The organism is Phyllobacterium sp. UNC302MFCol5.2 (assembly GCF_000686005.1).
Classification (GTDB): domain Bacteria; phylum Pseudomonadota; class Alphaproteobacteria; order Rhizobiales; family Rhizobiaceae; genus Phyllobacterium; species Phyllobacterium pellucidum.
The window spans coordinates 1-23,754 of the sequence record NZ_JMLL01000004.1; the positions used below are offsets into that span (position 1 = coordinate 1).

Genomic DNA, 23,754 nt, shown 5'->3' on the forward strand with positions numbered 1-23,754 from the left:
CCCGCCGCTCGGCAGAGAGCTTGCGCGTCAGCTGTCCTCCGGCACGAATGCCGCGATCGGTCAACGCCAATGCATCCTCTGCGACGTCATCCCATGCAACGATTTCGACGGGTTTTGCCGAACGTCCCGCGATGGCGCGGGCGAGAACTTCGGCCGTGGGTCGATCGGCAGCAACCAGTAGGGTCGCGCCGACATTGGGATGTGAACCCAGACCGACAAGTTGCGCCGTGTGCATATCCTTGTCAGGCCCGAGCTGACCGCGCCCATACGGGCTCGCCACCAGCTTGCTGCCTGGCAGTCCCGCCGATATGCGGGCCGCGGTGCGCGCAACAAGGCCGTTTATACCGAGAACGAGCAGATCGTTGCGCACCCCTGCCCTCCCGCGAGGCCGCGGGAACCCGAGAAAAAAGGAGCCGTCTTGCTTCATTGATGCACCTTGGTCTGGAGAGATGTAAAGGCAAGCTCACGCGGGAGGTTCTTTGCAGTGGACTCCCGACAGATGATTTCGAAGCCGAGGTCGACGACTCGACCCCCGACCGGCAAGCCATTGATACGGTCGAGCAGCAACTGTCCAGCAAGAACGCCAATCTCGTGTCGTGGAATCTGTACTGTGGTGAGCGAAGGATTGAGATTTTCAGCAATTTCCAGACCGTCAAACCCGGCAATTGCCAAATCCTCTGGGACGCGAATGCCACGTCGTTGAGCTTCGAGCAATGCACCGGCCGCGATGAAATCGCCCGTACAGAAAAGCGCTTCGACATCGGGTCTGCGGTCCAACAGTGCAATCAGGTTTTGTGCTGCTGCCTTGAGATCCATTGCCACCTCGGTGACCAGTCGGGGATCGGAGTCCAGCCCGAATTCCTCGACCGCCGCCGAATAGCCTTTCTGGCGGTCCTGCTGGCGTTCATTGTTCCTGGTGAAGGTCGTGAACAGTGCAACTTTGGCATAGCCTTGCTTGGCAAACATACGGGTGACAGCATAGGCCGCGTCATAATTCGAAAAGCCTACCGCCATATCGACCGGATCCTGTGGCAGGCTGGCAATTTCCACCGTCGGCACGCCATTCTCGCGCAACATCTGCCGTGTGCGCTCGGTGTGGGTCGAGCCTGTCAGATAAATGCCATCGACGCGCCGCGACAGAAATTCGGTCACGAGCGCCTCTTCGTCCTCCGGCTCAAACTCACTGTTTCCGAGCAGGACGTGATATCCGTTCCGGCGCAGCGTGTCGCGCAGACCGTCGGTGAACGAGGCGGCAATCGAGTTTCGCAGGGTCGGGATAATAGCACCGATTGTGCGTGTTTGATTTGAGGCAAGGCTGCTGGCCAGCCGGTTGGGTATGTAGCCGGTCGCCCTAACCGCGGCGGCCACCTTCTCCCGCGTTTCCGGAGAAACCAGATGCGGAAAGGATAACGTCCGCGAAACCGTCATAGGCGCGACGCCCGCAATTTGCGCAACGTCGCGAATTCCTATTCTCTTCGTCTTTTTAGAAGAATCTTGCTCGCCGTCCATGCATCACTAGTAATACGCTAGCTTGACATTGTCCAATGGTACCGGTACCATTATTGTTAAAAGGGAGTGAACGCGTGTCTTTGGAGGAGAAGACAGCTGACCGCACCAGAAAACCTCGAGCGTCTGGCTTGCCGTCCGCTGTATCAACGATGCTCATCTATTTGCGGAGCATGGGTATATTTGCTTTGATCTGGTACGCTGGGGCGTGTTGGATCGGAAATCCTGTTCTGCTGCCGAGCCCTGTCGCGGTGGTTCAGTCGCTGTTCTCGCTCATTGCCAGTGGCGACGTTGCATCGAACGCCGCCTCCAGTCTGCAACGACTGGCCATGGGGTTCGCGGCAGCCGCGCTCATCGGCATTCCACTGGGACTCCTGATGGGGATGAGCCGCATCCTCTATACTCTTGTCGATCCGCTCATCGAGCTGCTGCGGCCTATTTCCGGCATAGCCTGGATTCCCCTCGGCATGTTTATTCTTGGCGTGGGCGAAACCCTGCCCACCGCCATAATGTTCTATGGCGCGTTCTTTCCGATCGTGATCAACACGCTGATCGGCGTCCGATCTGTCGATGATAAGCTCATCCATGCTGCGAAGGTACTCGGCGTTGGCCGGTTATCCATCGTCATGAATGTGGTGTTGCCAGCCTCGCTGCCGAATATCCTCGTCGGCCTCCGGCTCGGCGCTGGTGCGGCGTGGACGGCAATGGTGGCGGCGGAGCTAATCGGAGCGCCATCCGGACTAGGGTTTGCCGTCGAGTGGTACCGGGAGCTGCTGATGACGCCAAGTGTCCTTGCTTTCGTCTTCCTCATAGGCCTCTTCGGCTATCTCTTCGACAAACTGCTGCGGGCATTGCAGACGGCCATCACGCCCTGGGCAAACACTTCGCAGGAGGTGATCTGATGGCCCTCTCGCGGCGTTTTCTGCCGTTCGTTTTGCCGCTTGCCTTGCTTGTTCTTTGGCAGGCTGGCGTATCCACCCTTCAACCGGGACCGCGTACTCCGACACCCGGCAGCGTGGTGTCGACGGCTTGGACGCTGATCGCGACGGGTCAATTGCCGCTCGCCATGATCTTAAGTCTCGGCCGAGTCCTGATTGGCTTTGTGTCCGCGGCGGTCTGTGCCATCCTGATCGGCTTTCTCATGGCCATTTCGCCAGGCATTGGCCGCAACCTTGACCCGCTCATGGAGAGCTTCCGGCCAATAGCGCCGATTGCGTTGCTGCCGCTCGCAATCCTCTGGTTCGGCACGGGCACTTCGGCCGCGGCCTTCATCGTCGGATATGCCGCCTTTTTCCCTGTTCTTATTAATACGATCCAGGGCGTCCGCTCGATCGATCCTTCGCTGCCGAGGGCGGCTCGGACGCTGGGCGTCAGCCTGCCTGCCATCATAAGGACCGTGATTCTTCCCGGCGCTCTTCCCAATATCTTCGTTGGCGCACGCCTCGGGCTTGGACTGGCCTGGTCATCGATTATAGCAGCGGAACTGGCGGTGGGCGCCAAGACCGGCGATGCCGGCTCCGGCGGCATTGGCCAAATGATGTTTGTTTTCTATGCCTACAGCGTCGACCTCAGCGGAATTATCGTCTGCATGATTGCTGTCGGAGTCGTTGCTCTCGCGATTGATCGTGGCCTGCGTGCCGTTGAAAAGAGGCTCCTCCCATGGAAGCAGTAACGCCCTCCACAAAGGCCAAAATATCCTTGGACACGGTAACGAAACAATATGTCACGCCAAGGACGGGCCAGAAGACGCTTGCGGTTTCCGACGTCTCGCTCAATATCCAACTAGGCGAGTTTGTGTGCATCGTCGGCCCATCCGGTTGCGGCAAGAGCACAATCCTTAGCATGATTGCCGGGCTGACGAAGCCTTCGACTGGCAACATTTCCATGGATGGCACCACGATCCATGGCCCCGGCCCCGAACGCGGTGTGGTTTTCCAGGATTACGCGTTATTCCCCTGGAAAACCGTGCGCGAGAATATCGAGTTCGGGCCGCGTTTCCGTGACAAGGCACCGCTTTCTACTGCGGCGCGCCGAGAGCTTGTAGACCACTATATCGAGCTTGTTTCGCTCAATGGCTCCGAGGACAAATATCCACATGAGCTGTCGGGGGGCATGCGGCAGCGTTGCGCTTTTGCCAGAGCTCTAGCCAACGAGCCCGACGTCCTCCTCATGGATGAGCCCTTTGCGGCGCTCGATGCCCAGACCCGCCTCATTCTTCAGGAAGAACTACTGCGGATTTGGGGCGAGGAGTTGCCGCGCGAAAAGCGCAAAACCGTGGTTTTCATCACGCATGGCATCGACGAGGCGGTTTTCCTTGCCGACCGCGTCGCCGTCATGAGCAATCATCCCGGTCAGATTAAGATGGAAAAACCTATTGGCCTGCCTCGCCCGCGAAATGAGGGGGTCCGGTTGACCACGGAGTTCCAGAAGCTCGTCGACGAGATCTGGCAGCTCATAAAGCACGACGCCTACGAGGCCACGATCGGCAAGGCGGGCAACAAACAAGCGTAAATGCAGGGACGGCACAGGAGCGTGTGCTAAAAAGGGAGAGAACGACATGGTATGGAAGACCAGCATGACTCGCCGCCGCTTCATGGCGACAACCGCGGCACTTGGCGCTGCAACTCTCGCGGCGCCGTACATAGCTCGCGCCGCAGAGGCCAAAATAGCTGTCGGGCGCCAGCCTTGGGCGGCGGGGAACTCTCCGATCACGCAATACATGATCGACAACAAGACATTTGAAAGGAAAGCCAAGGACCTCGGGATCGATCTCACAATAGACTGGCGCGATTACCCCTCGGCTCAGCCGATGGTCGAGGCCTTTGTCAGCGGCAATCTGGATTTGGGCATGTGGGGTAACACGCCCATCATCCGCGGGCTGGCAGCGCAGCAACCATGGAGCATCCTGAATGTCGGCGAGGGTCATTTCAGGTTCGTGATTGCTACCCGCCCGGACTCCCCCATCCGCACCGTCGAGGACCTCAAGGGCAAAACAATCGGCACACTGCTCGGGGGCGATCCCTATAACGCCCTTTCGCAGATACTTCTCAACGAACTTGGCTCTGGAAATCCCAAAGATTTCGACATCAAACTGATCAATATTCCGACGCAAGCTCAGGCGGCCACCATCCCCACCGGCCTCGACGCTGCAGTGGTGATCTACCCGGCGTTCCTCAAGGCGCAGAAGGATCTTGGCACCGTCGGTATCGTCAATTCATTCGGTTACACCGAGGATCATTACAAAGGACCGGCTGGTGACGGCGCGGGCCATCTGCTCGAATCGGTGAAGAAGTCTGCATTCTACCCCGACGGCTACTATCTCCACAGGTCATTCTGGATGGGCCGCAACGCCGTCCTCGATGAAAATCCCGACCTTGTAGTCGCATTTGCCGCGGCGCAGCAGGAGGCAGTAACGGCCCTGAAAGCCATGGAAACGGGTGCCGTGTCTGATCTGGTGAAGAAATACTGGGAGCTGCCGTCGGATCTCGGTTCCAAGGTTGTCAACGACGACGTTATCTTCGGCCGCGGGTGGATATGGCCGACCGAGGGCGATATCGGAGCCATCATCCAGACCTCCAAATTCATGGTTGCCGGTGGGTTGATCCCGCAGGAACTGGAATGGGAACCGGTTCTTGCAAACATTCAGAAGGCGGCGCCGTTGCTCAAGAAGGCTTACGAAATGACCGGATCCAAGCCGGATGAGGCGACGTTCGCAAAATCGGATGCCGGAGATGTGCGCGGCGCACCAATCTGGGAGAGTGACCGGTGGAAGCAGCGCTGAAACCCGAAATTCCAAGCATTTGAGAAGGAAGAAGAAATGGACAAAATCGGCTTTCTGGGCCTCGGCACGATGGGCGGGCCAATGGCTCGCAACATCCTCAAGCAAGGCTACGCTGTCAAGGCATTCGATCTCAACCCTGCCGCACTTGAAAGCCATGTGGCAGCTGGAGGCACCGCGGCAAAATCATTGACGGATCTCGGGGAGGGTTGCGACATTGTCATCACGATGCTTCCCGATGGACCCGATGTGGAAAAGGCCGTACTTGGCGAGGCTGGTCTTATCCATTCGATGAAGCGCGGTTCGATACTTATCGACATGAGCACCATCGATCCGGCAGTAACGCGCCGGATCGGAGCCACGCTGGCGGATGCTAGGATCGGGATGGTCGACAGCCCGGTTGGTAAAACGGCTGATCATGCCGTGGCCGGTACGCTGACACTCATGGTCGGCGGGCCGTGCGATCTTGTCGATCGCGTCCGTCCGGTGCTTGCATGCATGGGCGCAGACTTCTTCTATTGCGGTGAACTCGGAATGGGCGAGGCGCTGAAGCTGACCAACAACTTCCTTGCCGCGACGATATTGTCAGCGACAAGCGAGGCGCTCGTGATGGGCGCCAAGGCCGGACTCACCCTGGAGTTGATGATCGACGTAATGAAGACGACCATGGCCTGGAACAATCAGCTGGCCGTTGCCCTTCCCAAGAAGGGACTGGCCGGTGATTTTTCGCCCGGGTTCATGGTGAAGCTCGGGCAAAAGGACCAAAGGCTGGCGATCACCATGGCCAAAGCCCTCGAAGTCGATACCCCGGTCGGTAGCGCGGCTTTCGACGTCCTGACGAAGGCGGCCCAGTCGGGCTTTTCTGAGTTGGACGTGACTTCGGTGCTCCGTCTTCGCGAGGAACAGGCGGGCATCCAGGTACGGGCGAAACAGAATGCCTGAGACATCACTACCCTCAAGGCCGGTCGGCAAAACCAGTCTCTGCCTTTCCGTTTATGGCTTTGGCGCCGCGCCCCTGGGCGGCATATACAAATCTCTGTCCGATGCGGAGGCTGCCGCGACGGTCGAAGCCGCGCTTGCTGCAGGTGTGACCTATTTCGATGTTGCGCCATTCTACGGCATGGGCCTTGCGGAACACCGTCTAGGCACCGCACTACGCAAGCGACGGGCGGACACCATGTTATCGACAAAGGTGGGAAGGCTGTTGAAGCCCGTGTGCGATCTCAAGCAAGAAAGCATGTATGTCGATCCCCTCGATTTCGAGGTTATCTATGATTACAGTTATGATGGGGTCATGCGCTCGATCGAAGACAGTTACCAGCGGCTTGGTCTTCCCGCCATAGACATCGTGTATATCCACGATGTGAACCGCAAGTGGCATGGCGATCAGGTCGATCAGCGCTTCAGCGAAGTCATGAACGGTGGATACCGTGCGCTCGAAAAGCTGCGCAGCGCCGGCATCATCAAGGCGATAGGCGTCGGCGTCAACGACAATGAGATTCTCATCCGTTTTGCCGAGGCTGGCGACTTCGATTGTTTCATGCTGGCTGGCAGGTACACGCTTCTCGAACAATCGCCCCTAGATGAACTGTTCCCTCTCTGCGAACAAAAAGGCATCTCGATCATTTCTGCCGCTCCGTTCAATTCCGGTATTCTTGCCACCGGGGCGAAAGCTGGGGCGAAATATTTCTACATGGATGCGCCACAAGATGTGCTGGATCGCACCCGGCGCATCGAGGCCGTGTGCGATCGTCATCATGTGCCGCTTGCGGCCGCCGCTCTGCAATTTGCGCTAGGTCACCCGGTTGTGTCCAGTGTCGCGGCCGGCAGCAGCTCGCCTGCCGAAGTCAAGGCGAATGTGGCAATGACCATAACGCCCATCCCCGCAGATTTCTGGGCCGAGCTGAAGTCAGAGGGCCTCATTCGGGCCGATACCCCGGTGTACACCCGGTGAGAACGAGGAGCCTCGGCAGCGAACACATCGTTTTGCAATGTAAGAATGCGCTGGGCGAAACGCCTTTCTGGAGTGGCGCCGAGCAGGCGCTCTATTGGGTGGATCTGCGTGCACCCTCGCTCAATCGCCTCAAGCCAGCCAGCTGCGAACACCGTATATGGCCGATGCCGGATTTCTGCACGGGAGTGGTTCCTGCGGCGAGCGGAGGTGTTGTTGTCGCGTTGCGGCATACCATTGCGCATTTCGATCCAAACAGTGAAACGCTGACGCAACTCACCACGATAGAGCCGGAGAGCCGCGGCAACCGCCTGAATGAAACGCGCTGTGATCCTGCGGGAAGGCTCTGGGTCGGCAGCATGCGTGACTACGGCGCCGCGATTAGCGGGGCGCTTTATGTCGTTGGCAGCAATCTCGCGCCCATGGAAGTGCTCCATCATATCAGGGTGCCTAACAGTATTTGCTGGAGCCCGGACGGTGGAATCCTCTATTTTGCCGACACCGCCGAAGGGCACATTCGACGATACAGGTTCGATTGCTACAGCGGAGAATTGGGAGAAGCACTTGCATCGATAGGGCATGGTATTGCAGGCGGGGCTGACGGATCGGCCGTCGATGCCGAAGGTTATATCTGGAATGCACGCTACGGGGCTGGACAGGTTGTCAGGATCAGTCCGGAAGGGCGCGTCGTCGAAGTGATCGAGATGCCAGTCACACAACCGACTGCATGTGCTTTTGGCGATGACGACCTGCAAACGCTCTATATCACCACAGCAAGTCAACGTCTCGAACCACGGGAACTGGCGCGGCAGCCGCTCGCTGGCCATCTCTTTAAGATACGGGTGCGGGCCCCCGGCTTGCCGGAGCCGGCTTTCCGCTTCCAGCGGGAGGAGCCATCATGACACCGGACCGGATCGCTGCCGTTTCCCTCACAATTGCACGGATTACCCCGAAGACCCAATGGGCCTTCGTCGAACTTGAAATGTCATCGGGCCTGCGCGGGATTGGCGAAGCAACGGAGCTGGGGCGAGAACGTGCCCTTGCGGAAAGCTTTCCCGGGATAGCCAATTCGTTAATTGGCATGCCGGAAGCAATGTTGCGGCAAACGATAGGGCAAATGGAGCTTCCATCTCTCACGGAGGCGGCAATTGCCTCCGCTCTTGATCAGGCGTCTTGGGACATTAGCGGCAAACGGCAGGGCACGTCCATTGCAGCCGCGGCCGGAAGCCAGAGACGGACGCATGTGGGCGTATATGCCAACATCAACCGTCGTACTTCCGACCGTTCACCTGCGGGATTTGCCGCAAGTGCTCTAGATGCAATAATGGCTGGTCATGAGGCCGTGAAGATCGCGCCTTTTGACGAAGTAACGCGGAGAGATGCAACGCTTGCAGATGCGCGCACAGCAATTTATGGCGGACTGGCGCGTGTTCGTGCGGTTCGCCAAGCCATCGGCGATCGCCGGCTCATGGTGGACTGCCACTGGCGCTTCAATCCGGACACAGCCCGATACGTCGTGGATGCAGCTGCAGAGCTTGGTCTCCACTGGGTGGAATGCCCATTGTCCGAGACCGAAGACCATCTGAAAGAGCTTAGATCCCTTCGAAGCCGAGCAAACAAACAGGGGGTGCTTCTGGCCGGATGCGAGGAGATGATCCGCCGTAAGGGCTTTGCACCTTTCCTTGCGGCGGAAACCTACGATGTCGTAATGCCCGATGTGAAATATGCAGGAGGAATTGAGGAAATGCTGGCGATAGCCGAGCTCGCAGAAAGGCACTCGGTCCAGCTATCCCTGCACAATCCTTCGGGGCCCATATGCCATGCCATCAGCCTGCAATTCATTGCAATGCTGGAAAAGCCTGATCTTCTCGAAATGCAATTTGACGAGACGCCCCTGTTTGACGAGTTGTTGCTGGAACCCGGACTTCCGCCGGTCGCCTCGGGCGGAGCTACGCTGCCTTCAGTTTCAGGTTGCGGAGTTGCTCTATCTCCCACCAAACTCCGATCCTTGGCCGTGTCACAGTAGTCGCTGCCGATACTACGTCTTCCAGCCGTTAAACCTTATCGATCCGTGATCTAAGCATCACTCATGCTGCGCATCGTGGAACGGCACCGAATTTGACAGTGTTCAGAACCACGAACGGACGGTAAACTTTCCTTTGAAAATGCCGATAACTCGCGAAATTCGCACAATATGGATTGTAGCTTGAATGTCTACAATCCATAAGAGGGGTCCAATATTTCATCGATTCTGTAACGATAACGTCTTGAAAAGAGATGAGCTGTGGACCATTCACGTGTCATGGCAGCACTACTATTCGGCCGTTATGGAAAAAACAGGAATGAAAGCCACCAAACGAAAGACGACTTGCGACTAGGTCAACGAAGGCCTTGTCAAATACTCAAGCGGAGGCTGCAGACTATTGGTATTGCAGCGCATACCCAAGAAACTCAGCATGAGGTTGACGGGAGACACTCCAAGGCCGATGCGCCGGAAAGTCTGCAGGCCGCTCTCGATTTAATACGACGGTCAAAATCAGCTGCTGCTTAGCTCGCGAGACAGCGACGAAGTAAGCCGATCGCTCGTCAACAGCTTTCCCCCAAAAGATTCGCCCGATCAGCTGAAAACGCCGAAAGGGCCGCACCGACGTCATCCTCCTGCGCAAGAACAGCATGCAATCGGTCGATCACGGCCTGGACCAGTTCGTTGAGCCTGTTGCCGTGGGCATAGTCGCCCGACATGGCAACGATGGCGTCGCGCCCTACGACATCAAAGAGACGATCCCAATCGCCTGGAGTCCGGCACGATCGCCTTTTGCAATCGCTCCTCGCGCGATGGCGTTTCGTGTATCGGCGACAAACCTCGTCCAACGAGATCGGGCACGGTATTCCTGCTCATCGTCCATCGCCTGGCTATAGACCATCGCATCTATGAGCCGCCGATAGGCATCAGAGTTGGCAGTCGCGCCCGCGACAAGAATCAGGTCGGTTATGACTTTGACGACTGGCTCGGAGGCAAAGTCCTGGACGCTATCCTCATCCCGAAATGGGATGCTGTGGGCTTGAAATACTGCGCGCAACCGCTGGCAGAAATACTGTTGATCACGGCTTACTAAGATGGCTATTTCAGGTGGCGCAATACCATCATTGTCAATTCGGCTCTTCACCGCCGCTGCGAGCAGTTCCGCCTCGTGGGCTGCATCTGTGGCATTGATGATTCTGATTGTGCCTTCATCGCCCAGCAGACCATTTTCATCAACCGCGGCTGCGGGATCCATTGTTCGGACCATAGCGTTCTGCATTCTCCGAAGCCGCGGTTTGGAACGGAAGTTCTGGTAGAGGCTTAGTGGTGTAGCGCTGAAATCCGCCGCAAAATCTTTGAAGATACCCTCGAATGCACCCGCCCACCCCATAATCTTCTGCTTGGTGTCGCCCACTGCAGTTAGCTTTCCAGTGGGTGGAAATAAGAAAATTGATTGATTCGAAATCCCGCGCCATGTCCCCTACAGTGCGGGCATGTATGAGGATTATCGAACATTCAAGATGGTGCGCGTGTTCGGCCGGCAGCCAGGCCAGCTCGTCAGCGTGACATCAGCCTACGATGCCGCCGTGTTCCTGCTGCAGGAATGGCCGAATGAGACTGGTCACAAGCACCGCCTAGCACGTGAGATCATGCTTAAGTGTCTCGAAGGCGGTTGTTCTGCAGCCGTGGCGCGCGTGGCCTTCGTCGAAGCGGCGAAGGAAGCCGGGATTTTCATGGAATCACAACTCGGCCGGGCGATTCCCGCAAAGACGCGCAACAAGCGCAAATCCCTGAACAGATGAGAAAAATCAGATGAGTGAGACGGGATCATCCTCTAGCCGAGAGCTTACCTTTTCAACGTCAGCGATTAAGGCTTTGGAGAACGTCCGTGGACAGCCCCCGCTACCGCGAAGCCTTTTTCATTACACCAGTTCGGAGGGACTGCTCGGGATCGCAAGCACCAACACGCTGCGGTTTTCTGACACTCGGTTCGTGAATGACGGTTCCGAGGTGCTCCATGGCTACTTCATCTATGACGCCGTTCTCAAAGAATTTCTTGAGGGAAAAACGAGTGAAGAGGTCGAGGCCTCGGAAGCGTTAACTGAAAGGGTGCGGGCGACGATCGGCAGCTTCAATTCCTATATTTTCTGTCTGTGCGAGGACAACAACCTGCTCAATCAGTGGCGCGACTACGGCAAGGACGTAGTGGCTTATTCGATCGAGTTCGATGTGATGCCTATGCTGGACCGCGGCTATTTCAATTTTTCGGCGGCACTTTTCAAACTGATATACGATATCGATATGCAGAAACGGATTATGCGCGCGCTGCTCGATATGATGTACGAAAAGTACAAATCGTTCGGCGATCTGACAGATGAGGAAAAGGCGAGCCTAACCTTCTCTGCGGCCTACGAAATCGTCTGGCTAATGCACACGTTCAAGAATCCAGCTTTTGAGGCGGAACGAGAGTGGCGATTCACCGCCTTTACCCCGGACATCGATGGAAACCAGCCACCTGATTTTCGCGCCTCGTCGTTGGGAATTGTCCCATATTTCGCATGGCAGCGAACAGGCGAAGACAAACATCTTCCGATACTCTCCGTGACGGTGGGTCCATCGCCTTATGCCCGTGTCGCGGATATGGCGCTTAAAATGTTTCTGGCGAAGAAAGGGTATCCGGAGAACACGTTCTTTTCTCAAATACCGATCCGGCGTTGAAGCTCAGCGCACCTACAGCTTGTAGACGGCGGCATTGTCCTGAATCTCGCGCAAGCCTTTGAACGATGGGTGGCGCAATTTGCCATCTTCGGTCCAGGCGCGATATTCGATTTCAGCGATCAATGTCGGTTCCACGAAAACCGCGCCAGTGCGCTTGAGCCGGATGGCGGGCTTATTCGTCCTTAGTCGCTCCAGCTGTTTGCGCAGCGCCGTCGCGGTGCGCTCGTTAAAGCCGGTACCGACGCCGCCGACATAGGTGATGGCACTCCCACGATATGCGCCAAGCAGCAGCCGGCCGATGCCGCCGAAGGCAGCGTGGGACGGCTCCCAACCTACGATGAAAAAGCTGTCGCTCTGCACACATTTGATTTTGAGCCATTCGCCGCCACGGCCGCTGCGGTAGGAGCTGTCGGCGCGTTTGGCGACAATACCTTCTAGACCCTGCCGGCATATGGAGGAAAGAAGATCGTTCCCGTCGGCGTCGATCGACGCCGAGAACTGAATCGCGCCGTTTGCGGTTCCGATCAGGTCTTCGAGAAGGTGCCGGCGCGAGACGAGCTCGAGAGCGCGAAGATCGTGGCCGTCGAGATAGAGAAGATCGAACGCCATGCGATGCCTCGAGTGAGGTCCGTTTGCCGGCGCGCCCGCCAAGGAACTGCTGTAGCAGGCCGAAGTCCGGCCGGCCGTCACTATCGAGGACGATCGCTTCGCCGTCGAGGACCGCTGTGCGAACACCGAGACGGCGCGCGGCCGCCGCGATCGCAGGAAAACGCGGGGTCCAGTCGTGACCGCCTCCAGTAAGGATGCGCACGCGGTCCGGTTCGATGTGGATCGCCAGGCGGTAGCCGTCCCACTTGATTTCGAAAAGCCAGTCGGGACCGGAGGGCGGCTTTGATTTCAGCAAGGCAAGGCAGGGTTCGACCCGCGCCGGCATGGGATCGAGAAGAAGCTGCGGCTGCAGTGGATCGCGGCGTTTGCGTGCCTGGCTCTGCAGGGCCGGAGCCGGATCGCGAAGAAGGGGCTTTGCCGATGGTTTACGCGGTACTTTCGCCATGGCGATATTTCATGGCAAAAGGTAAAGGAGTTGATGCCTCCTTCAACATGCCGGCGACAGCAATATACGTGGTCGATGGAGTCGCCTATATCAGTTGCGTTTGGCGATGCTGGTCACTTCTCAATCCCCCTGCAGCGAAAGCCGGGCCGTTACCATTTCGGGGTCTGCGTGACTTCTCGGCCGCAAAATAAAGTCGGTGATGTCTGAACCATGGGCGCGTATAGGTGTTCGCCGCACCCGATCGCTGACGCAGTATGTGATCAGGAATTCCCACCTTTCCAATATCATGAAGGGAACGCTTTTAAAAATAAGATAGATGTAGCTTTCATAACGAGTTTAAATTCGGATTGTCGCGCAGGTTCTGAACCCGCGCCCTCACATAAAGTATTTCGGAAGGAGCGCAACACCGCTCTCACCGTGGAACTTACAAATTGGGCCACGCTCGGCTTAAGCACGGGATTGTTGATTTCCACCGAGAGCTGACCCTTCGCTGCGTATCTGGAGTGCGAAGTTTGGGCTCTTCGCTTACGCGACGCTCAGACAAATGTACTTGATATTGACGTAGTCGTCGGTTCCATATTTGGAGCCTTCGCGCCCCATACCCGATTGCTTTATGCCGCCAAACGGAGCCATTTCGGTCGAGACGAGCCCGGTGTTCACGCCCACCATGCCGGTCTCCAAACCCTATGCGACACGGAAGATTCGAGCGACGTCGCGGGAAAAGAAATATCCGGCAAGACCGAATTCGGGATCATTCGCCATCTGGATAACCTCTTCCTCAGTGTCGAAGGCAAAGAGCGGTGCAATAGGACCAAAGGATTTTTCGCGAGCAACCTTCATCTCGGAAGTGACGTCGACAAGAACCGTCGGAGAGAAGAACTGCTCACCCGGTTCACCGGATTTGCCGCCAACCGTCACGCGCCGCGCCAAGCGAGAGGGCATTTTCCAGGTGCTCCCGGACTTTCGTCACCGCGCTGCTGTCGATGAGCTGACCAATTTTGGATCCCTTGGCAAAGCCGTTACCTACCTTCAGGCCGCTGACCCGCCGGGAAAGTTTTTCTGAGAACTCATTGTAGACACCGGACTGGACGTAGATGCGGTTGGCACACACGCAGGTCTGCCCGGCATTGCGGGATTTCGCGACAATCGCACCTTCGACGGCAGCGTCGATATCGGCATCGTCGAACACGATGAAAGGCGCAATGCCACCAAGTTCAAGTTGGCATGCGGCTTGCTAAGATAGAGGTGCGGATCGGTGCCTTGCTGGGAGCTACAGACGTTCGATGGAAAAAATGCCCGTATCAGACTTTCCCTTGGGCCGCACTGCGGAAGCCTTCCGGATGGCTGCGAGACATCACGGTGGTGGGTCTCACAACGTCAATCGCTGGCCCTTATGCCGGATTTTGCTCGGCTCACGCTACAAGAACACCGCGTACTACACGATCGAGGAGGAGCATATCCGCTACCCGACAGACCTAAAAAGTACGACAAAAAGATGATAGCCGTGCACGCTAGCGACCATCATCAATCGACCGCATCGTGATCCTAGATCCAAACGAACGAGAGACACCGCATTTCCAAAGAGCTTCCCTCAGCCCAGCAAGATGGGCATAAGTACACTGAAGAATTTAGATCTTTCGTACCGCAACTTGTTGCGTACACTGAAGAAGTAGTCTTCGGCGACTTGTTGGAACGCACGGCGTTATCGAAGCGCGACCGCAGTCTGGTTACCGTAGCCGCGCTGGTCGCCACACATCGACCGGAGCAGCTGAAGGAGCATGTCGCCCGCGCCCTCGTCAATGGTGTAAAGCGTGAGGAGATTGCGGAGGTCGTGACGCATATGGCGTTTTATGCCGGCTGGCCCGCCCCCATTGCCCGCGCCGTCTGCGAAAGCCATAGACTTAAGCCGAGGTCGCAAGTCTTCACAACAACGTGCTCAATCGCGTCAATCAAAAATTGCTCGTACCTGCGAAATCTGCATCTCGACGGTTTTCCTGCATCCTTCCGGCAGTTTGCCAACGTCGGAGGCGATCCGCTCGATATAAGCTCGACCGCCGTGTTGCTTGGCAACCCGGCGCATGATCCTGACTACCTCGTTGGTGCGACAGGCGGTCAAAGCAAGATTACCGGGTGGCCACGACGAGGACATGAAGGCGTCCACGAGTTCGTGCCGGGCTGCCTTGCATCGATCCCAATCAAAAAACGGTATAAACTTGTAGAACTCGGGTAAATCATCACCCTTCGCCAACTCACGGTGCACCGGCGGAAATGCTGCTACGATCATCATGGATACGGGACGGTTGCGTGAACGCAGTAGCGTCGGCAACAGGTACCCCGCGGCCACCAGAAGAGCGGTGGGGATGGCCTTCTCAGCGTCGAACATCAAGGCCGCGCAGGCCTCTACCGCCTCCTCGTCCAGATCGAAGCTCGCTCGATCTCGAAGAACCTGGGCTACTTCCGCGACCGATTGGATCATTCGAAGTCTCGCGGGCTGGGTGGCGCTATTGAACGCAATCACGTTTCGGCTAGCGGTTGCCGCGTCTATACTCCTTGCCAAACCTGTACGGGCAGCCCACGCTCCGTCTAGCTGATCACCTACTATACTGAGCGTCCAAGCCAAGAACGCGACTTCGCCATGACCGAAGCGCCCGCGAAGGCAGCGATCCAGGGCGTGCTTGGCCACTTTCGCCTTCGCATCGCCAGCTAGCCCGTCGAGCACGCTTGGCAGTAACTGAACGACCATCGCAATCGGAAGCACGTCGCCAGACACGGCGCGGAGACATAGGTCGGGAGCTTGCGTCTTCAGTATATTGATCACACGTTCCCCCACTACCTTATCGACAAACATTGCAGCGAACTGTTGATCATTGGCTTGGCGCACGAGGTCGACGAGCATACAAGTGATCGCCGAGTCGTCGAGCGCATTGCTATCCACGAGCCAGCGGGCATCTTCGACGCTGGGAACGAGCGTCCGTGCAATCATGGCGTCGCGGCGTGCACTCGAAGAAAGAGACAGCAGTACCGACCGCACCTCCGCTCTCGAAGACGCAGAGAGTGCCCTGCCCAGAACTAGGTCTGCAAGCTGTGTTGCGCCAAAGTCATTAACCTCCCCAAGGTGTCGCAATTCCATAGCCAACTGCGGACCATCAAGCCGACTGAGGAGCGGCTCTGCGGCTGGAATTTGCCAATCCTCAGTCAGCAGTGGGAGCAGACCTCGGCTTATGTCGTCCAGCGTAGTGCCATCGAGTTGCGGAAGAACCGTTTCGAGGCGATTCACGAGCCGGCGGTCATCGGCAACCCGCCCGATCAGTAGGCCATCTTGGGCCAGCAGCCGCCCCAAGACCGCAGGATCGGCTTCAAGCAGCGCGCCCTCTGCACGGTTCGTGAACGCTCCTCCGATGCCCGACGCAATTTTCGGCAGCAGGTCGGCGACCACTCCGCGCGGATCGTCCTGCGACAATAGTGTAACAGCGCCTTCCGGCGAACGCGCGGCCAGCTCTTCCACCGCAGCGGCGACTGCGGCCCGGCCCATTGGCAGAGACCGCCCTTGTAACTTCCGGGCCAGCGCACTTAGAAAGCTCCACGCCTCGACCTCGGGTAAAGCCGCGGATGCCTGGTAAGCCGCATCTGCAAGCGCCGGCTCAATCGCCTCAAGTGCTGAAGAGACGTTGACCTTGCCGGAATTGGCGATGTCCAGCAGTCCGAGCGCAGCCGTCGGCGTGGTATGCAACTTCGCGACCAGTTCTTCCCACATCATAGCTATTCGAAAAGCGGCTGCGTTGTCGGTGTCTCGATCGACTCCGCCGACCAGTCCAAGCTCGCTGGTGGAGAGCAACCGGGGATAGGCTTGGTCAAAAATACGAGACCTAATCGTCTCGGTCCATGGGTGTCGACCGCCTTGAACAGAGCGACCATCAACACGGCGACCGTTCCAGTCCGCGAACTTAGCCCGCGCATCCTTAGGCGCGAAGACTAGGTCGAAGTCACGACCCGCGACTTTACGGGGTGACCGCGCAAAAGTCGTGACTGCAAATCGCCTCCGGAGCGATGGCCACAGCGCGGTCAGCAGGCGCGCGGTAATGAGATCGGGATCGACGGCATCAAGAACGACCACCGGTCTCGCTTCTTCGAGAAATAGCGCCTCCAACAGTTCATTTGCGATGATGCTAAGGACAGGTGGAAGCGGCTCTGCCGGCGTCTCCCGCACGATGACTTGAGTCGCGTCGCAGTCGTCCGGAAGCCTATCAATGCTCACCAAGTCGAAATAAGCTGAGAGCCCCTCTGCCTCAGCCCAATCCGTCATCGGTATAATCAGACTCAAGGTCCGCACGCATCCGGCACGGGCGACCGTCATGTCCTGCCAAGTTCGCGCCACCACGAAATACCGGCTACTGGGGAGCGGATATGCCGTCAGATAAGGCTCAAAACTTTCACGCGGCCGCAGCGGTCCCGCAACGTCCGACAGTCGATCGACGATCGCCTGGTCCTCCATTGAAAGCAGCGCGGACGCAGCCAAAAGCTGGTGCCCTTGTCGATATCCATGGACCTGACGTTCGATGACAGACACGGTCAGATACCGACCGCCCAGGCAATTGGCAGTGTGAGATCTGCATCCTTCCGCCAAACACCCTCGTCGTCCTGTACGGCGACCCAGCCTCGGTCGTCCAGTCCGTTCTCCTGTACATCGTTCCTGCAGATATCATCGATCTTCAGGTCACCGCCGACCACGCTGAGCCCAAATACCCGTACATCGACTGCCTTGATGTCTTTTAGACGACCCGATAGCAGCGGATACTCCTGTTCGACCCAAGCCTCCGGCCCCTTCGCGAATTTCTCTTGGTCAACTATGTCCCACGCGCTGACCACGATGGAGACGCGAGGCAACTGTCCGCCCGGGCGCCTGGACAGTGTGGTTTCCAGAAATCGCAGCAGCTCGCACAGCATAACTTGGGTTGGCATGCCCTTATCGTCGGCGTTGCCCAGCTTGGCTAGCAGCTTCGTTGAAGTTACCCAATTCAACGGGCGGACGTCGGCCTCAGAATTGACACGTACGAACAAGAGTGCTCCAATTGCCGATCGCATTTCCTCCATCAGCGTGGTCGTAACCTCACCCAACTCGGCGGCGTTCAGCCAAAGCTCGCCTGAGATGTCTGGGATAACAATCGTCGTCTGCTCACCGCCTTTTTCGGCGGCCACTATAACCTCAAAGTCGCGTCTGTCGTCGGCGTGCTCAGATCGCGGCGCGAAGTTACCCGAATAGAGGTGATCGGCGATATCGAGTACGAAGCGGATGTCCGAGGGCTGTACGGCCGCATGCAGGCGACCGCCTCCAGCGTCGAGCGCAGGCCAGACGCGTCCAATATAGTTAGTCTTTCCAGAGTCAGGACCCCCAAGCAACACGATCGAGCGGCTCATCGATCTCTCCTGTAACCGATATAGGAACGCACGCCCCTCACGGGGTCAGAGGGCAGCCAAAAAGTTACGGGTGGCAGATCGCTGGTTGTGGTGGCCCCGATAAGCTCATCGAGGCCAAAGCCGGGTGTCACCTGCTCGTCGTCATCGGAGAATGGCGCGACTGGCACGACAGTCGCCGTCACGTGCCTCTTCGCCAATTCTGCCTGAAGACGGGCTACAACGGCGGCCGACGGCTCTCCAGCATCACGATGGGTAATCACTAGCAGCAGCTTTGGCACCTCGCCGAGCAACTTACTTAGCCGGCCAGCAAGCTGGCCCACTCGTGAAATGACGCCTTGCCGACGCTCCTTGTTTTCAAGCGCGCGACCGTCCAGCACTACCCAGATCACCTCGGCGGCCTTGAGGAACTCAAAACGGTCAGTCCGAGAAGTGCCTACCAACTCGGTCGTCCATTCCCCCGGTAGGTCGGGCAGAGCCAGATCGACCAGTCGGCCGTCCGAATTACGTACCAAACGCATATGTAGGAAGCCAGGGCGCCTGTCATCGGACAGCTCAGTGTGGACTGTCATTTGCTCGGGCGGATTGCCTGCGTCCCATTCACGCGCCCCTCGGGCGATTTCCTCGAACGCCATGAGACTCTTGCTATCGGCGAACTTCCATCCGGCTAGTTCAGCGTTCGACACCAACAGGTACAGGCTGGCGAGACACGCAGTCTTGCCCGACTCTGGATCGCCAAGAATACCGATCACGGTTACGTAGCGCGACGCCATAATCTTAGAGATCGCATCGGGATCCAGCGTTCGGCTTGTTGGAAATGAGGATGTGCCCATAGGCCGTTCGAGCACTGGCGCGCCAATCGCGGGAGCGGCCGAGTCAAACGCTTCGGGTGTGATGGGCGAATCCCTTATCACGGTCGGCGGCGTGTTGCCGACGCGGTGCTCGCATGTGGTGGGATCACGCTCCAGGGCACACGCTCCTGTCTCCCCTACTGTACAACCGTTGAAGGTGCATGAGGCGCTCACAGATTGACTACCCCGGTGTCGCACACTCGGCTTAGACCAGCCTCGAGCAGCGCGCGACTGGCCCAGATCGAAGCTTTGCGCTTCTCGTCGGCTCCCGCGGTGTCGACCTCACCGGTTGCTAGGGCGTGGAGTAGGGGGAAAATGGACGAATGGCGAGCTACACGGCTCGAATCAAAAGACGCCGCAAGCAGCTGTCGGTCTTCGCCAATCACCTCTAGTAGTTCCTTCAGGTCAAGTTCAGGGTCTTCGCCGACCGTGCGTAGCACAAGATCGCGATGCAAATCAGCGGGAAGTCGGCGAAGATGACTCGCTGCCTCGACTCCACAGGCCAGGAGGCGCAGCGGCTCGGCCATGCCTACAAACGCACGATCTAGCAAACGGCTTCTGTTAACCTGCACCCACCAAAGGAAGTCGAGTTCTTCGCGATCAAGTGCGGCGTTGCGCCGAAGCGCCTCGATCGTAGCACTAGTTGCCGCCTTGAAGGTCGTCGTGGGTTCGGCGCCTTCCTCGATTACCACGGCCAAATTGCCTAGGTCAGGAACTGGAGTCCGCTCGCGGGCCTTTTCCGCCGCCAACCGGCTGCGCTTCTGCGCTAGATCCAGCACTTCGCGACGCAGTTTCTCGCGCCTGACTTCAGTCAGGGCCGGCTGAAACGCCAGCGCGGACCACAAAGCGTTCGAATAGACATCGGTTGTCGTCCAGCCGCCAGTGCCGGGGGCGGCAGCAAGTATCGACAGGGCGGCATTGCCGGCGCAAACGCCAACGTCAAGGGGGCTCTCAATGTAGAGGAATGCCGAAGCATGCTTCTGCAACGCTTCTTGCACCTCTAAGCCAAGTTCTTCAATGGGTTGACCATCCCCACCTAGCGAGTCGGCGATCATCTCGGCTTTATTCAGAATCTTGTTGATGTCAGTGATCTTGCCCCAATTAGCGGATAGTTTGGTTATGGTTGCACGCCGCGCATCGACGTCCTCGTTCGTTGGTGTGAGGGATGTAATCCTCATATGTACTGAAAGGTTGTCCATTTACACGTCTCTTTCTTTTCTTTCGCCTATCAGTCGGTCGATCATCGAGTTAATGTCCGGGAGTCTTCCGTCCCGAACGAGCCAGTCAAAAAGCCGCCGCTCTAGACCTTGGTTCATTCGCTCATTGGATTTGGCGGGGAGGGCATCGAGTTCTACGAGGATCTTCAGCCTCTCGCTCTCGTAAAGGTCCCGGAAAAACCGCAGGAGGGCGAGTTCGTAGCCTTCGGCATCCGGCGGCATTGGCACTAGCTCCCCTGGGCTGGTCTCGACACCTTCAGCTGGCACCATTTCGACGTTTGGCTCAGCCGCTGAATCACTGACACCCACATGCTCTTCCTTCGCTGCCGCGGTCGGCGCCGAACAAACCTTCTTGAAGTTCGGAGATCCCAGCGTGAAGCGCGGCTCCCTGCCGCCAAGACGCCTGTCGTCCGCCTCAAAGCAAGTCTTCAATGGGTTCCACGCGCGCGGATGTATCGTGACTACGAGGTTATCCGTAACATCGTCCCAGTCAAATTCAAGAATGTTATACGTGAAGGTATAGGTGTCATTAGATCTGAACGGAACAGCGGCGCCGGCCGCGAGCATCATCACGTCACAGTCCTTTTCAACCCGATCAATATCCACCTTCGGATCGTGTTCATGGCCGGAAATGAACACTCGGGCCCGACTACGCACATACTGGCGCACATCCTCAGCATCCTTATACCAGTTTAGCGGATGGTGAGCGAGGACAACATTCTCCTCACCGGCATAACGGGGGATCACGAACTGACGTTCACCCATTACGAGCTCGGGCTGATCGTCACGCTCCTCGCCATGGCACAGGAGGGAGGAATTGAGGCGAACGAACCTGAGCCAGCGGTTTGGTCCTACCTCGATGCGGAGATTTGTTGCGTATTTCGCCTCTAAGTCGAGACCGCAGTTGTAGCCGATGCAGAACCGGCCATATTGCTCGAATCTGGAGAAGAGTGTGGCGCGGTCGTCGTAGTTTGCAATGACCTTCTCATATTCCGCCGCACCCCCCGCGCGAATGAAATCGAGAAGCTTGCTACCACCGACAGATAGCTTGTCGCGATCCATGTCGTGATTGCCTGGAATCATTTGGACGCGATGGATCGGGCAGCCAATCCCTTCGGCGAGAGTATCCAGCCACTTACCAGCGGCTACATATTGTTCCGCCTTACCCGAGAACGCGATGTCGCCTGTGACAAGAATGCCCTTTGTCGCGCCCGACCCCAGACCCGCGATCACCTCAGCTGCGTCGGAGATCAATTCCTTTTTCACATCATCATGGATGTGAACTACGTGGTCGCGTTCCTGCCCAAAATGAATGTCCGACACGTGGACAAAGATCGCTGCCATCCCCTCCCCCAATCAGAATCGTTGCGCGACTTCAACGATGTAGTGGTTTTCTGAAAGAATTTCTATCCAAAAGAGCTTGGTTTGGTCGCCACAAAAGACGAGTCTCATCTCACCCTGAACTCGCGCGGTCAGCAATCTTCCAGGCGTCACGGATCATTGATGTGCCGGCCCCAGGCGAGTGCTTCATAACCAACACGCAAGCTGCGCTTTGCCGCCCGCTTGCGGAGTTCATGAAAATCGGCAGCAGCGCGATCGAGCCCGACAAGGGCGATCGGCGCGACCTTGAAGCAGACCAGAACCAGATTCGGGCCCAGTTCTTGCATCACGTCGAACTTGCGTTCCGCGCGCTCGAACGCGCGCGAGTGCTGCGGCTCCGGCATGACTTTCGTGATCCGCGACGGCATCGCTTGGATAAAAATCTATCGGACGAAACAAGTTTCGGTGGGTGAGCGAGCCTCCGCTCTGACCCACCGCAGGAGTGCCTAGCTCCCGAATGACGCCGAGATATTGAGAGACAAAGGAGCTGCAACGTGGTGTCAAGCCTCGATTTCGTTGTGTAGATGCCTTCTCGTGAAGCTGCGCAGCCATTGCCTAGGAATGTCACTCCCGCGCCCAGTCGGGTAGGTCCAGTGCTGGAAGGACCCCTCGTCGCCAAGTTGTAGATTGTTAGCTTGGCGTTTAACCTGCTGTTTACGTTAACGCTTTCTGCTATACCGTACTTAACTAGCACTTCTCTTCCGCTTATGCGACTGCCTTGCAGATCCAGGCGGCAAAGTCATACCCGGTGAACCGCCAAAAGTGCAGGACGCCTCCCAAGTCCTCCAAACGGCCGTTTTCCTTTGTATTTCGGACATTTGTCACCTGTAGAGATGCGTGTTTTTCTATTATCGGCATTTTCAAACCACCATTTATCAATAGCTTTCGCTATTGTACGATGAAACGGTTATGTAAGAAACGGCATCATCTCTGGCTTCTGTACTGCAATTGCATTACATTAAGTTGTACGCTAGGAGAATTTCGATGGCATCCAATGCTTTGGTTCAAACACGAATAGATGCGGAAGTTAAGGAGCGCGCCACCGCCGTTCTGGAGGAAATGGGCCTTACGGTTTCAGATGCCGTACGCATTCTTTTAACCCGTACGGCGAAAGAGGGGGCTCTACCTCTTGAGCTGATTAGCAACAGCGGTACCTACGACGCCTGGTTTCGAGCCAAAGTTCAACAGGCGCTTGACGACACACGGCCAGATGTCAACGACGCGGATGCTGAGGCTCATTTTGAGAAACGACGAGCGGCCGCAGTACGCAAGGGCGCGGCAGACCAGTGATGAAGCTGGTTTGGGCACAATTCGCTCTTTCGGATCGCGATGACATCTTCACCTTTATCGAAACCGAGAGTCCCCGGGCTGCAGCACATATCGATGATCAGATCGTGTCTGCGGTGCGCCGTCTTCTCGATTTTCCGGAGAGTGGAAGACCAGGACGCGTTGTTGGGACACGCGAACTCGTAATACCGCGTACTTCATATGTCGTCGCCTATACTGTAACCGTCAACACGATCCGTATCTTGCGTATCCTGCATAGCGCACAAATGTGGCCAGACGAGCTTCCCCTTGAATAAGCGCTATTCCTCCGAGGGTCCTAACCCTCCGCTATTGGGCTATGCTCGCGTCTCAACGGAAGAGCAGCTTAATGATGCCCAGGTCATCGAACTGAACACCGCCGGCTGTACTCAAATCTACGAAGAACATGGCTCCGGCGCCTCTAGGGTAAGACCAGTCTTGGCCAAGCTGTTGCGGGAGATCAGAGCCGGAGAGGTGCTGGTAGTGGTACGTCTTGATCGCCTGGCGCGATCCGTCAGCCATCTGCTGCAAGTTATCGAACAGCTGGAAGCCAAGGGCG

Annotated in this window: 21 protein-coding genes and 4 pseudogenes; 14 read left to right on the forward strand and 11 right to left on the reverse strand. The window is 57.3% G+C overall.

Annotated elements, in window-relative coordinates:
* On the reverse strand, nt 1-370 hold a 370-nt coding region (locus BR48_RS23480; protein ID WP_036813083.1), incomplete at its 3' end, for a UxaA family hydrolase.
* 53 nt (nt 371-423) lie between these two features.
* Entirely contained in the window at nt 424-1,509 is a 1,086-nt protein-coding gene (locus BR48_RS23485; RefSeq protein ID WP_081815722.1) for a LacI family DNA-binding transcriptional regulator, read from the reverse strand.
* 170 nt (nt 1,510-1,679) lie between these two features.
* Between BR48_RS23485 and BR48_RS23490 the strand changes: the two genes are divergently transcribed.
* From BR48_RS23490 to BR48_RS0101500, 8 genes are all read left to right on the forward strand, one after another.
* Nucleotides 1,680-2,408, forward strand: a complete 729-nt coding sequence (locus tag BR48_RS23490) for an ABC transporter permease (protein ID WP_197030318.1) — start codon at nt 1,680-1,682, stop codon at nt 2,406-2,408.
* Complete coding sequence (locus BR48_RS23495; protein WP_051614446.1) at nt 2,408-3,178, forward strand: ABC transporter permease; 771 nt, start codon at nt 2,408-2,410, stop codon at nt 3,176-3,178. Before BR48_RS23490 ends, BR48_RS23495 begins: the two co-directional genes overlap by 1 nt.
* Nucleotides 3,166-4,017 carry an ABC transporter ATP-binding protein gene (locus tag BR48_RS0101475; RefSeq protein ID WP_027229697.1) on the forward strand — a complete coding sequence of 284 codons (852 nt, stop codon included), beginning with the start codon at nt 3,166-3,168 and terminating at the stop codon, nt 4,015-4,017. Before BR48_RS23495 ends, BR48_RS0101475 begins: the two co-directional genes overlap by 13 nt.
* 64 nt (nt 4,018-4,081) lie before the next feature.
* Entirely contained in the window at nt 4,082-5,287 is a 1,206-nt protein-coding gene (locus BR48_RS0101480) for an ABC transporter substrate-binding protein (RefSeq protein WP_245273338.1), read from the forward strand.
* Nucleotides 5,288-5,323: 36 nt separating this feature from the next.
* Nucleotides 5,324-6,226: an NAD(P)-dependent oxidoreductase gene (locus BR48_RS0101485; RefSeq protein ID WP_027229699.1), complete on the forward strand. Its 903-nt coding sequence runs from the start codon at nt 5,324-5,326 to the stop codon at nt 6,224-6,226.
* Nucleotides 6,219-7,238: an aldo/keto reductase gene (locus BR48_RS0101490; protein WP_027229700.1), complete on the forward strand. Its 1,020-nt coding sequence runs from the start codon at nt 6,219-6,221 to the stop codon at nt 7,236-7,238. Before BR48_RS0101485 ends, BR48_RS0101490 begins: the two co-directional genes overlap by 8 nt.
* Nucleotides 7,235-8,137, forward strand: coding sequence for an SMP-30/gluconolactonase/LRE family protein (locus tag BR48_RS0101495; protein ID WP_197030319.1), 903 nt, complete (start codon nt 7,235-7,237; stop codon nt 8,135-8,137). Before BR48_RS0101490 ends, BR48_RS0101495 begins: the two co-directional genes overlap by 4 nt.
* Complete coding sequence (locus BR48_RS0101500; protein WP_027229702.1) at nt 8,134-9,261, forward strand: mandelate racemase/muconate lactonizing enzyme family protein; 1,128 nt, start codon at nt 8,134-8,136, stop codon at nt 9,259-9,261. The genes BR48_RS0101495 and BR48_RS0101500 overlap by 4 nt, the downstream gene beginning before the upstream one ends.
* Nucleotides 9,262-9,997: 736 nt before the next feature.
* On the opposite strand, the gene BR48_RS23500 is transcribed toward BR48_RS0101500, so the two are convergent.
* Nucleotides 9,998-10,672: a 3'-5' exonuclease gene (locus BR48_RS23500; protein ID WP_051614450.1), complete on the reverse strand. Its 675-nt coding sequence runs from the start codon at nt 10,670-10,672 to the stop codon at nt 9,998-10,000.
* Between the two features lie 106 nt (nt 10,673-10,778).
* Here BR48_RS23500 and BR48_RS23505 point away from each other — a divergent pair, with 106 nt between their 5' ends.
* Together BR48_RS23505 and BR48_RS0101515 are read left to right on the forward strand one after the other, a co-directional pair.
* The gene (locus BR48_RS23505; RefSeq protein ID WP_197030320.1) at nt 10,779-11,060 is read left to right on the forward strand and encodes a DUF982 domain-containing protein; all 282 of its coding nucleotides are present in this window, start codon (nt 10,779-10,781) and stop codon (nt 11,058-11,060) included.
* Between the two features lie 10 nt (nt 11,061-11,070).
* Complete coding sequence (locus BR48_RS0101515; RefSeq protein WP_081815724.1) at nt 11,071-11,976, forward strand: DUF2971 domain-containing protein; 906 nt, start codon at nt 11,071-11,073, stop codon at nt 11,974-11,976.
* A 12-nt stretch (nt 11,977-11,988) separates the two neighbouring features.
* Here the strand turns inward: BR48_RS0101515 and ligD are convergent.
* Both ligD and BR48_RS25675 read right to left on the reverse strand, forming a co-directional pair.
* A pseudogene (gene ligD, locus BR48_RS23510) lies at nt 11,989-13,030 on the reverse strand (non-homologous end-joining DNA ligase).
* A 525-nt stretch (nt 13,031-13,555) separates the two neighbouring features.
* Nucleotides 13,556-14,249: pseudogene (locus BR48_RS25675) on the reverse strand (aldehyde dehydrogenase family protein); the annotation flags it as partial.
* Nucleotides 14,250-14,717: 468 nt separating this feature from the next.
* Here BR48_RS25675 and BR48_RS26550 point away from each other — a divergent pair.
* Nucleotides 14,718-14,837: pseudogene (locus BR48_RS26550) on the forward strand (carboxymuconolactone decarboxylase family protein); the annotation flags it as partial.
* Between the two features lie 138 nt (nt 14,838-14,975).
* Here BR48_RS26550 and BR48_RS26555 read toward each other — a convergent pair.
* The 6 genes and pseudogenes from BR48_RS26555 to BR48_RS0101570 form a co-directional block, all read right to left on the reverse strand.
* Nucleotides 14,976-17,597 carry a hypothetical protein gene (locus BR48_RS26555; RefSeq protein ID WP_027229707.1) on the reverse strand — a complete coding sequence of 874 codons (2,622 nt, stop codon included), beginning with the start codon at nt 17,595-17,597 and terminating at the stop codon, nt 14,976-14,978.
* Between the two features lie 2 nt (nt 17,598-17,599).
* Entirely contained in the window at nt 17,600-18,445 is an 846-nt protein-coding gene (locus BR48_RS0101550; RefSeq protein ID WP_027229708.1) for a hypothetical protein, read from the reverse strand.
* Complete coding sequence (locus tag BR48_RS0101555) at nt 18,442-19,275, reverse strand: hypothetical protein (RefSeq protein WP_197030321.1); 834 nt, start codon at nt 19,273-19,275, stop codon at nt 18,442-18,444. The genes BR48_RS0101550 and BR48_RS0101555 overlap by 4 nt, the downstream gene beginning before the upstream one ends.
* A gap of 188 nt (nt 19,276-19,463) precedes the next feature.
* The gene (locus BR48_RS0101560) at nt 19,464-20,492 is read right to left on the reverse strand and encodes a GTPase-associated system all-helical protein GASH (protein ID WP_027229710.1); all 1,029 of its coding nucleotides are present in this window, start codon (nt 20,490-20,492) and stop codon (nt 19,464-19,466) included.
* Nucleotides 20,493-21,854, reverse strand: a complete 1,362-nt coding sequence (locus BR48_RS0101565; RefSeq protein WP_027229711.1) for a metallophosphoesterase — start codon at nt 21,852-21,854, stop codon at nt 20,493-20,495.
* A 133-nt stretch (nt 21,855-21,987) separates the two neighbouring features.
* Nucleotides 21,988-22,240, reverse strand: a pseudogene (locus tag BR48_RS0101570) (3-keto-5-aminohexanoate cleavage protein); the annotation flags it as partial.
* A 634-nt stretch (nt 22,241-22,874) separates the two neighbouring features.
* Here BR48_RS0101570 and BR48_RS0101575 point away from each other — a divergent pair.
* The 3 genes from BR48_RS0101575 to BR48_RS25690 all read left to right on the forward strand — a co-directional run.
* Nucleotides 22,875-23,180: a type II toxin-antitoxin system RelB/DinJ family antitoxin gene (locus tag BR48_RS0101575; RefSeq protein WP_027229713.1), complete on the forward strand. Its 306-nt coding sequence runs from the start codon at nt 22,875-22,877 to the stop codon at nt 23,178-23,180.
* Nucleotides 23,180-23,473 (forward strand): type II toxin-antitoxin system mRNA interferase toxin, RelE/StbE family, encoded by a 294-nt coding sequence (locus tag BR48_RS0101580; protein ID WP_027229714.1) that lies wholly within the window; start codon nt 23,180-23,182, stop codon nt 23,471-23,473. The genes BR48_RS0101575 and BR48_RS0101580 overlap by 1 nt, the downstream gene beginning before the upstream one ends.
* A partial coding sequence (locus BR48_RS25690; RefSeq protein WP_197030322.1) for a recombinase family protein occupies nt 23,466-23,754 on the forward strand: 289 nt, incomplete at its 3' end. The genes BR48_RS0101580 and BR48_RS25690, both read left to right, overlap by 8 nt.

Bases quoted from the DNA above. Each gene is read 5' to 3' on its own strand.
- BR48_RS0101580 (WP_027229714.1), top strand. From the start codon at position 23,180: ATGAAGCTGGTTTGGGCACAATTCGCTCTTTCGGATCGCGATGACATC.
- BR48_RS23505 (WP_197030320.1), top strand. From the start codon at position 10,779: ATGGTGCGCGTGTTCGGCCGGCAGCCAGGCCAGCTCGTCAGCGTGACA.
- BR48_RS0101555 (WP_197030321.1), bottom strand. From the start codon at position 19,275: ATGGGCACATCCTCATTTCCAACAAGCCGAACGCTGGATCCCGATGCG.
- BR48_RS0101550 (WP_027229708.1), bottom strand. From the start codon at position 18,445: ATGAGCCGCTCGATCGTGTTGCTTGGGGGTCCTGACTCTGGAAAGACT.
- BR48_RS0101485 (WP_027229699.1), top strand. From the start codon at position 5,324: ATGGACAAAATCGGCTTTCTGGGCCTCGGCACGATGGGCGGGCCAATG.
- BR48_RS23490 (WP_197030318.1), top strand. From the start codon at position 1,680: ATGGGTATATTTGCTTTGATCTGGTACGCTGGGGCGTGTTGGATCGGA.
- BR48_RS23495 (WP_051614446.1), top strand. From the start codon at position 2,408: ATGGCCCTCTCGCGGCGTTTTCTGCCGTTCGTTTTGCCGCTTGCCTTG.
- BR48_RS0101500 (WP_027229702.1), top strand. From the start codon at position 8,134: ATGACACCGGACCGGATCGCTGCCGTTTCCCTCACAATTGCACGGATT.
- BR48_RS23485 (WP_081815722.1), bottom strand. From the start codon at position 1,509: ATGGACGGCGAGCAAGATTCTTCTAAAAAGACGAAGAGAATAGGAATT.
- BR48_RS0101565 (WP_027229711.1), bottom strand. From the start codon at position 21,854: ATGGCAGCGATCTTTGTCCACGTGTCGGACATTCATTTTGGGCAGGAA.
- BR48_RS0101475 (WP_027229697.1), top strand. From the start codon at position 3,166: ATGGAAGCAGTAACGCCCTCCACAAAGGCCAAAATATCCTTGGACACG.
- BR48_RS0101490 (WP_027229700.1), top strand. From the start codon at position 6,219: ATGCCTGAGACATCACTACCCTCAAGGCCGGTCGGCAAAACCAGTCTC.
- BR48_RS0101560 (WP_027229710.1), bottom strand. From the start codon at position 20,492: ATGGACAACCTTTCAGTACATATGAGGATTACATCCCTCACACCAACG.
- BR48_RS0101515 (WP_081815724.1), top strand. From the start codon at position 11,071: ATGAGTGAGACGGGATCATCCTCTAGCCGAGAGCTTACCTTTTCAACG.
- BR48_RS0101480 (WP_245273338.1), top strand. From the start codon at position 4,082: ATGACTCGCCGCCGCTTCATGGCGACAACCGCGGCACTTGGCGCTGCA.
- BR48_RS0101575 (WP_027229713.1), top strand. From the start codon at position 22,875: ATGGCATCCAATGCTTTGGTTCAAACACGAATAGATGCGGAAGTTAAG.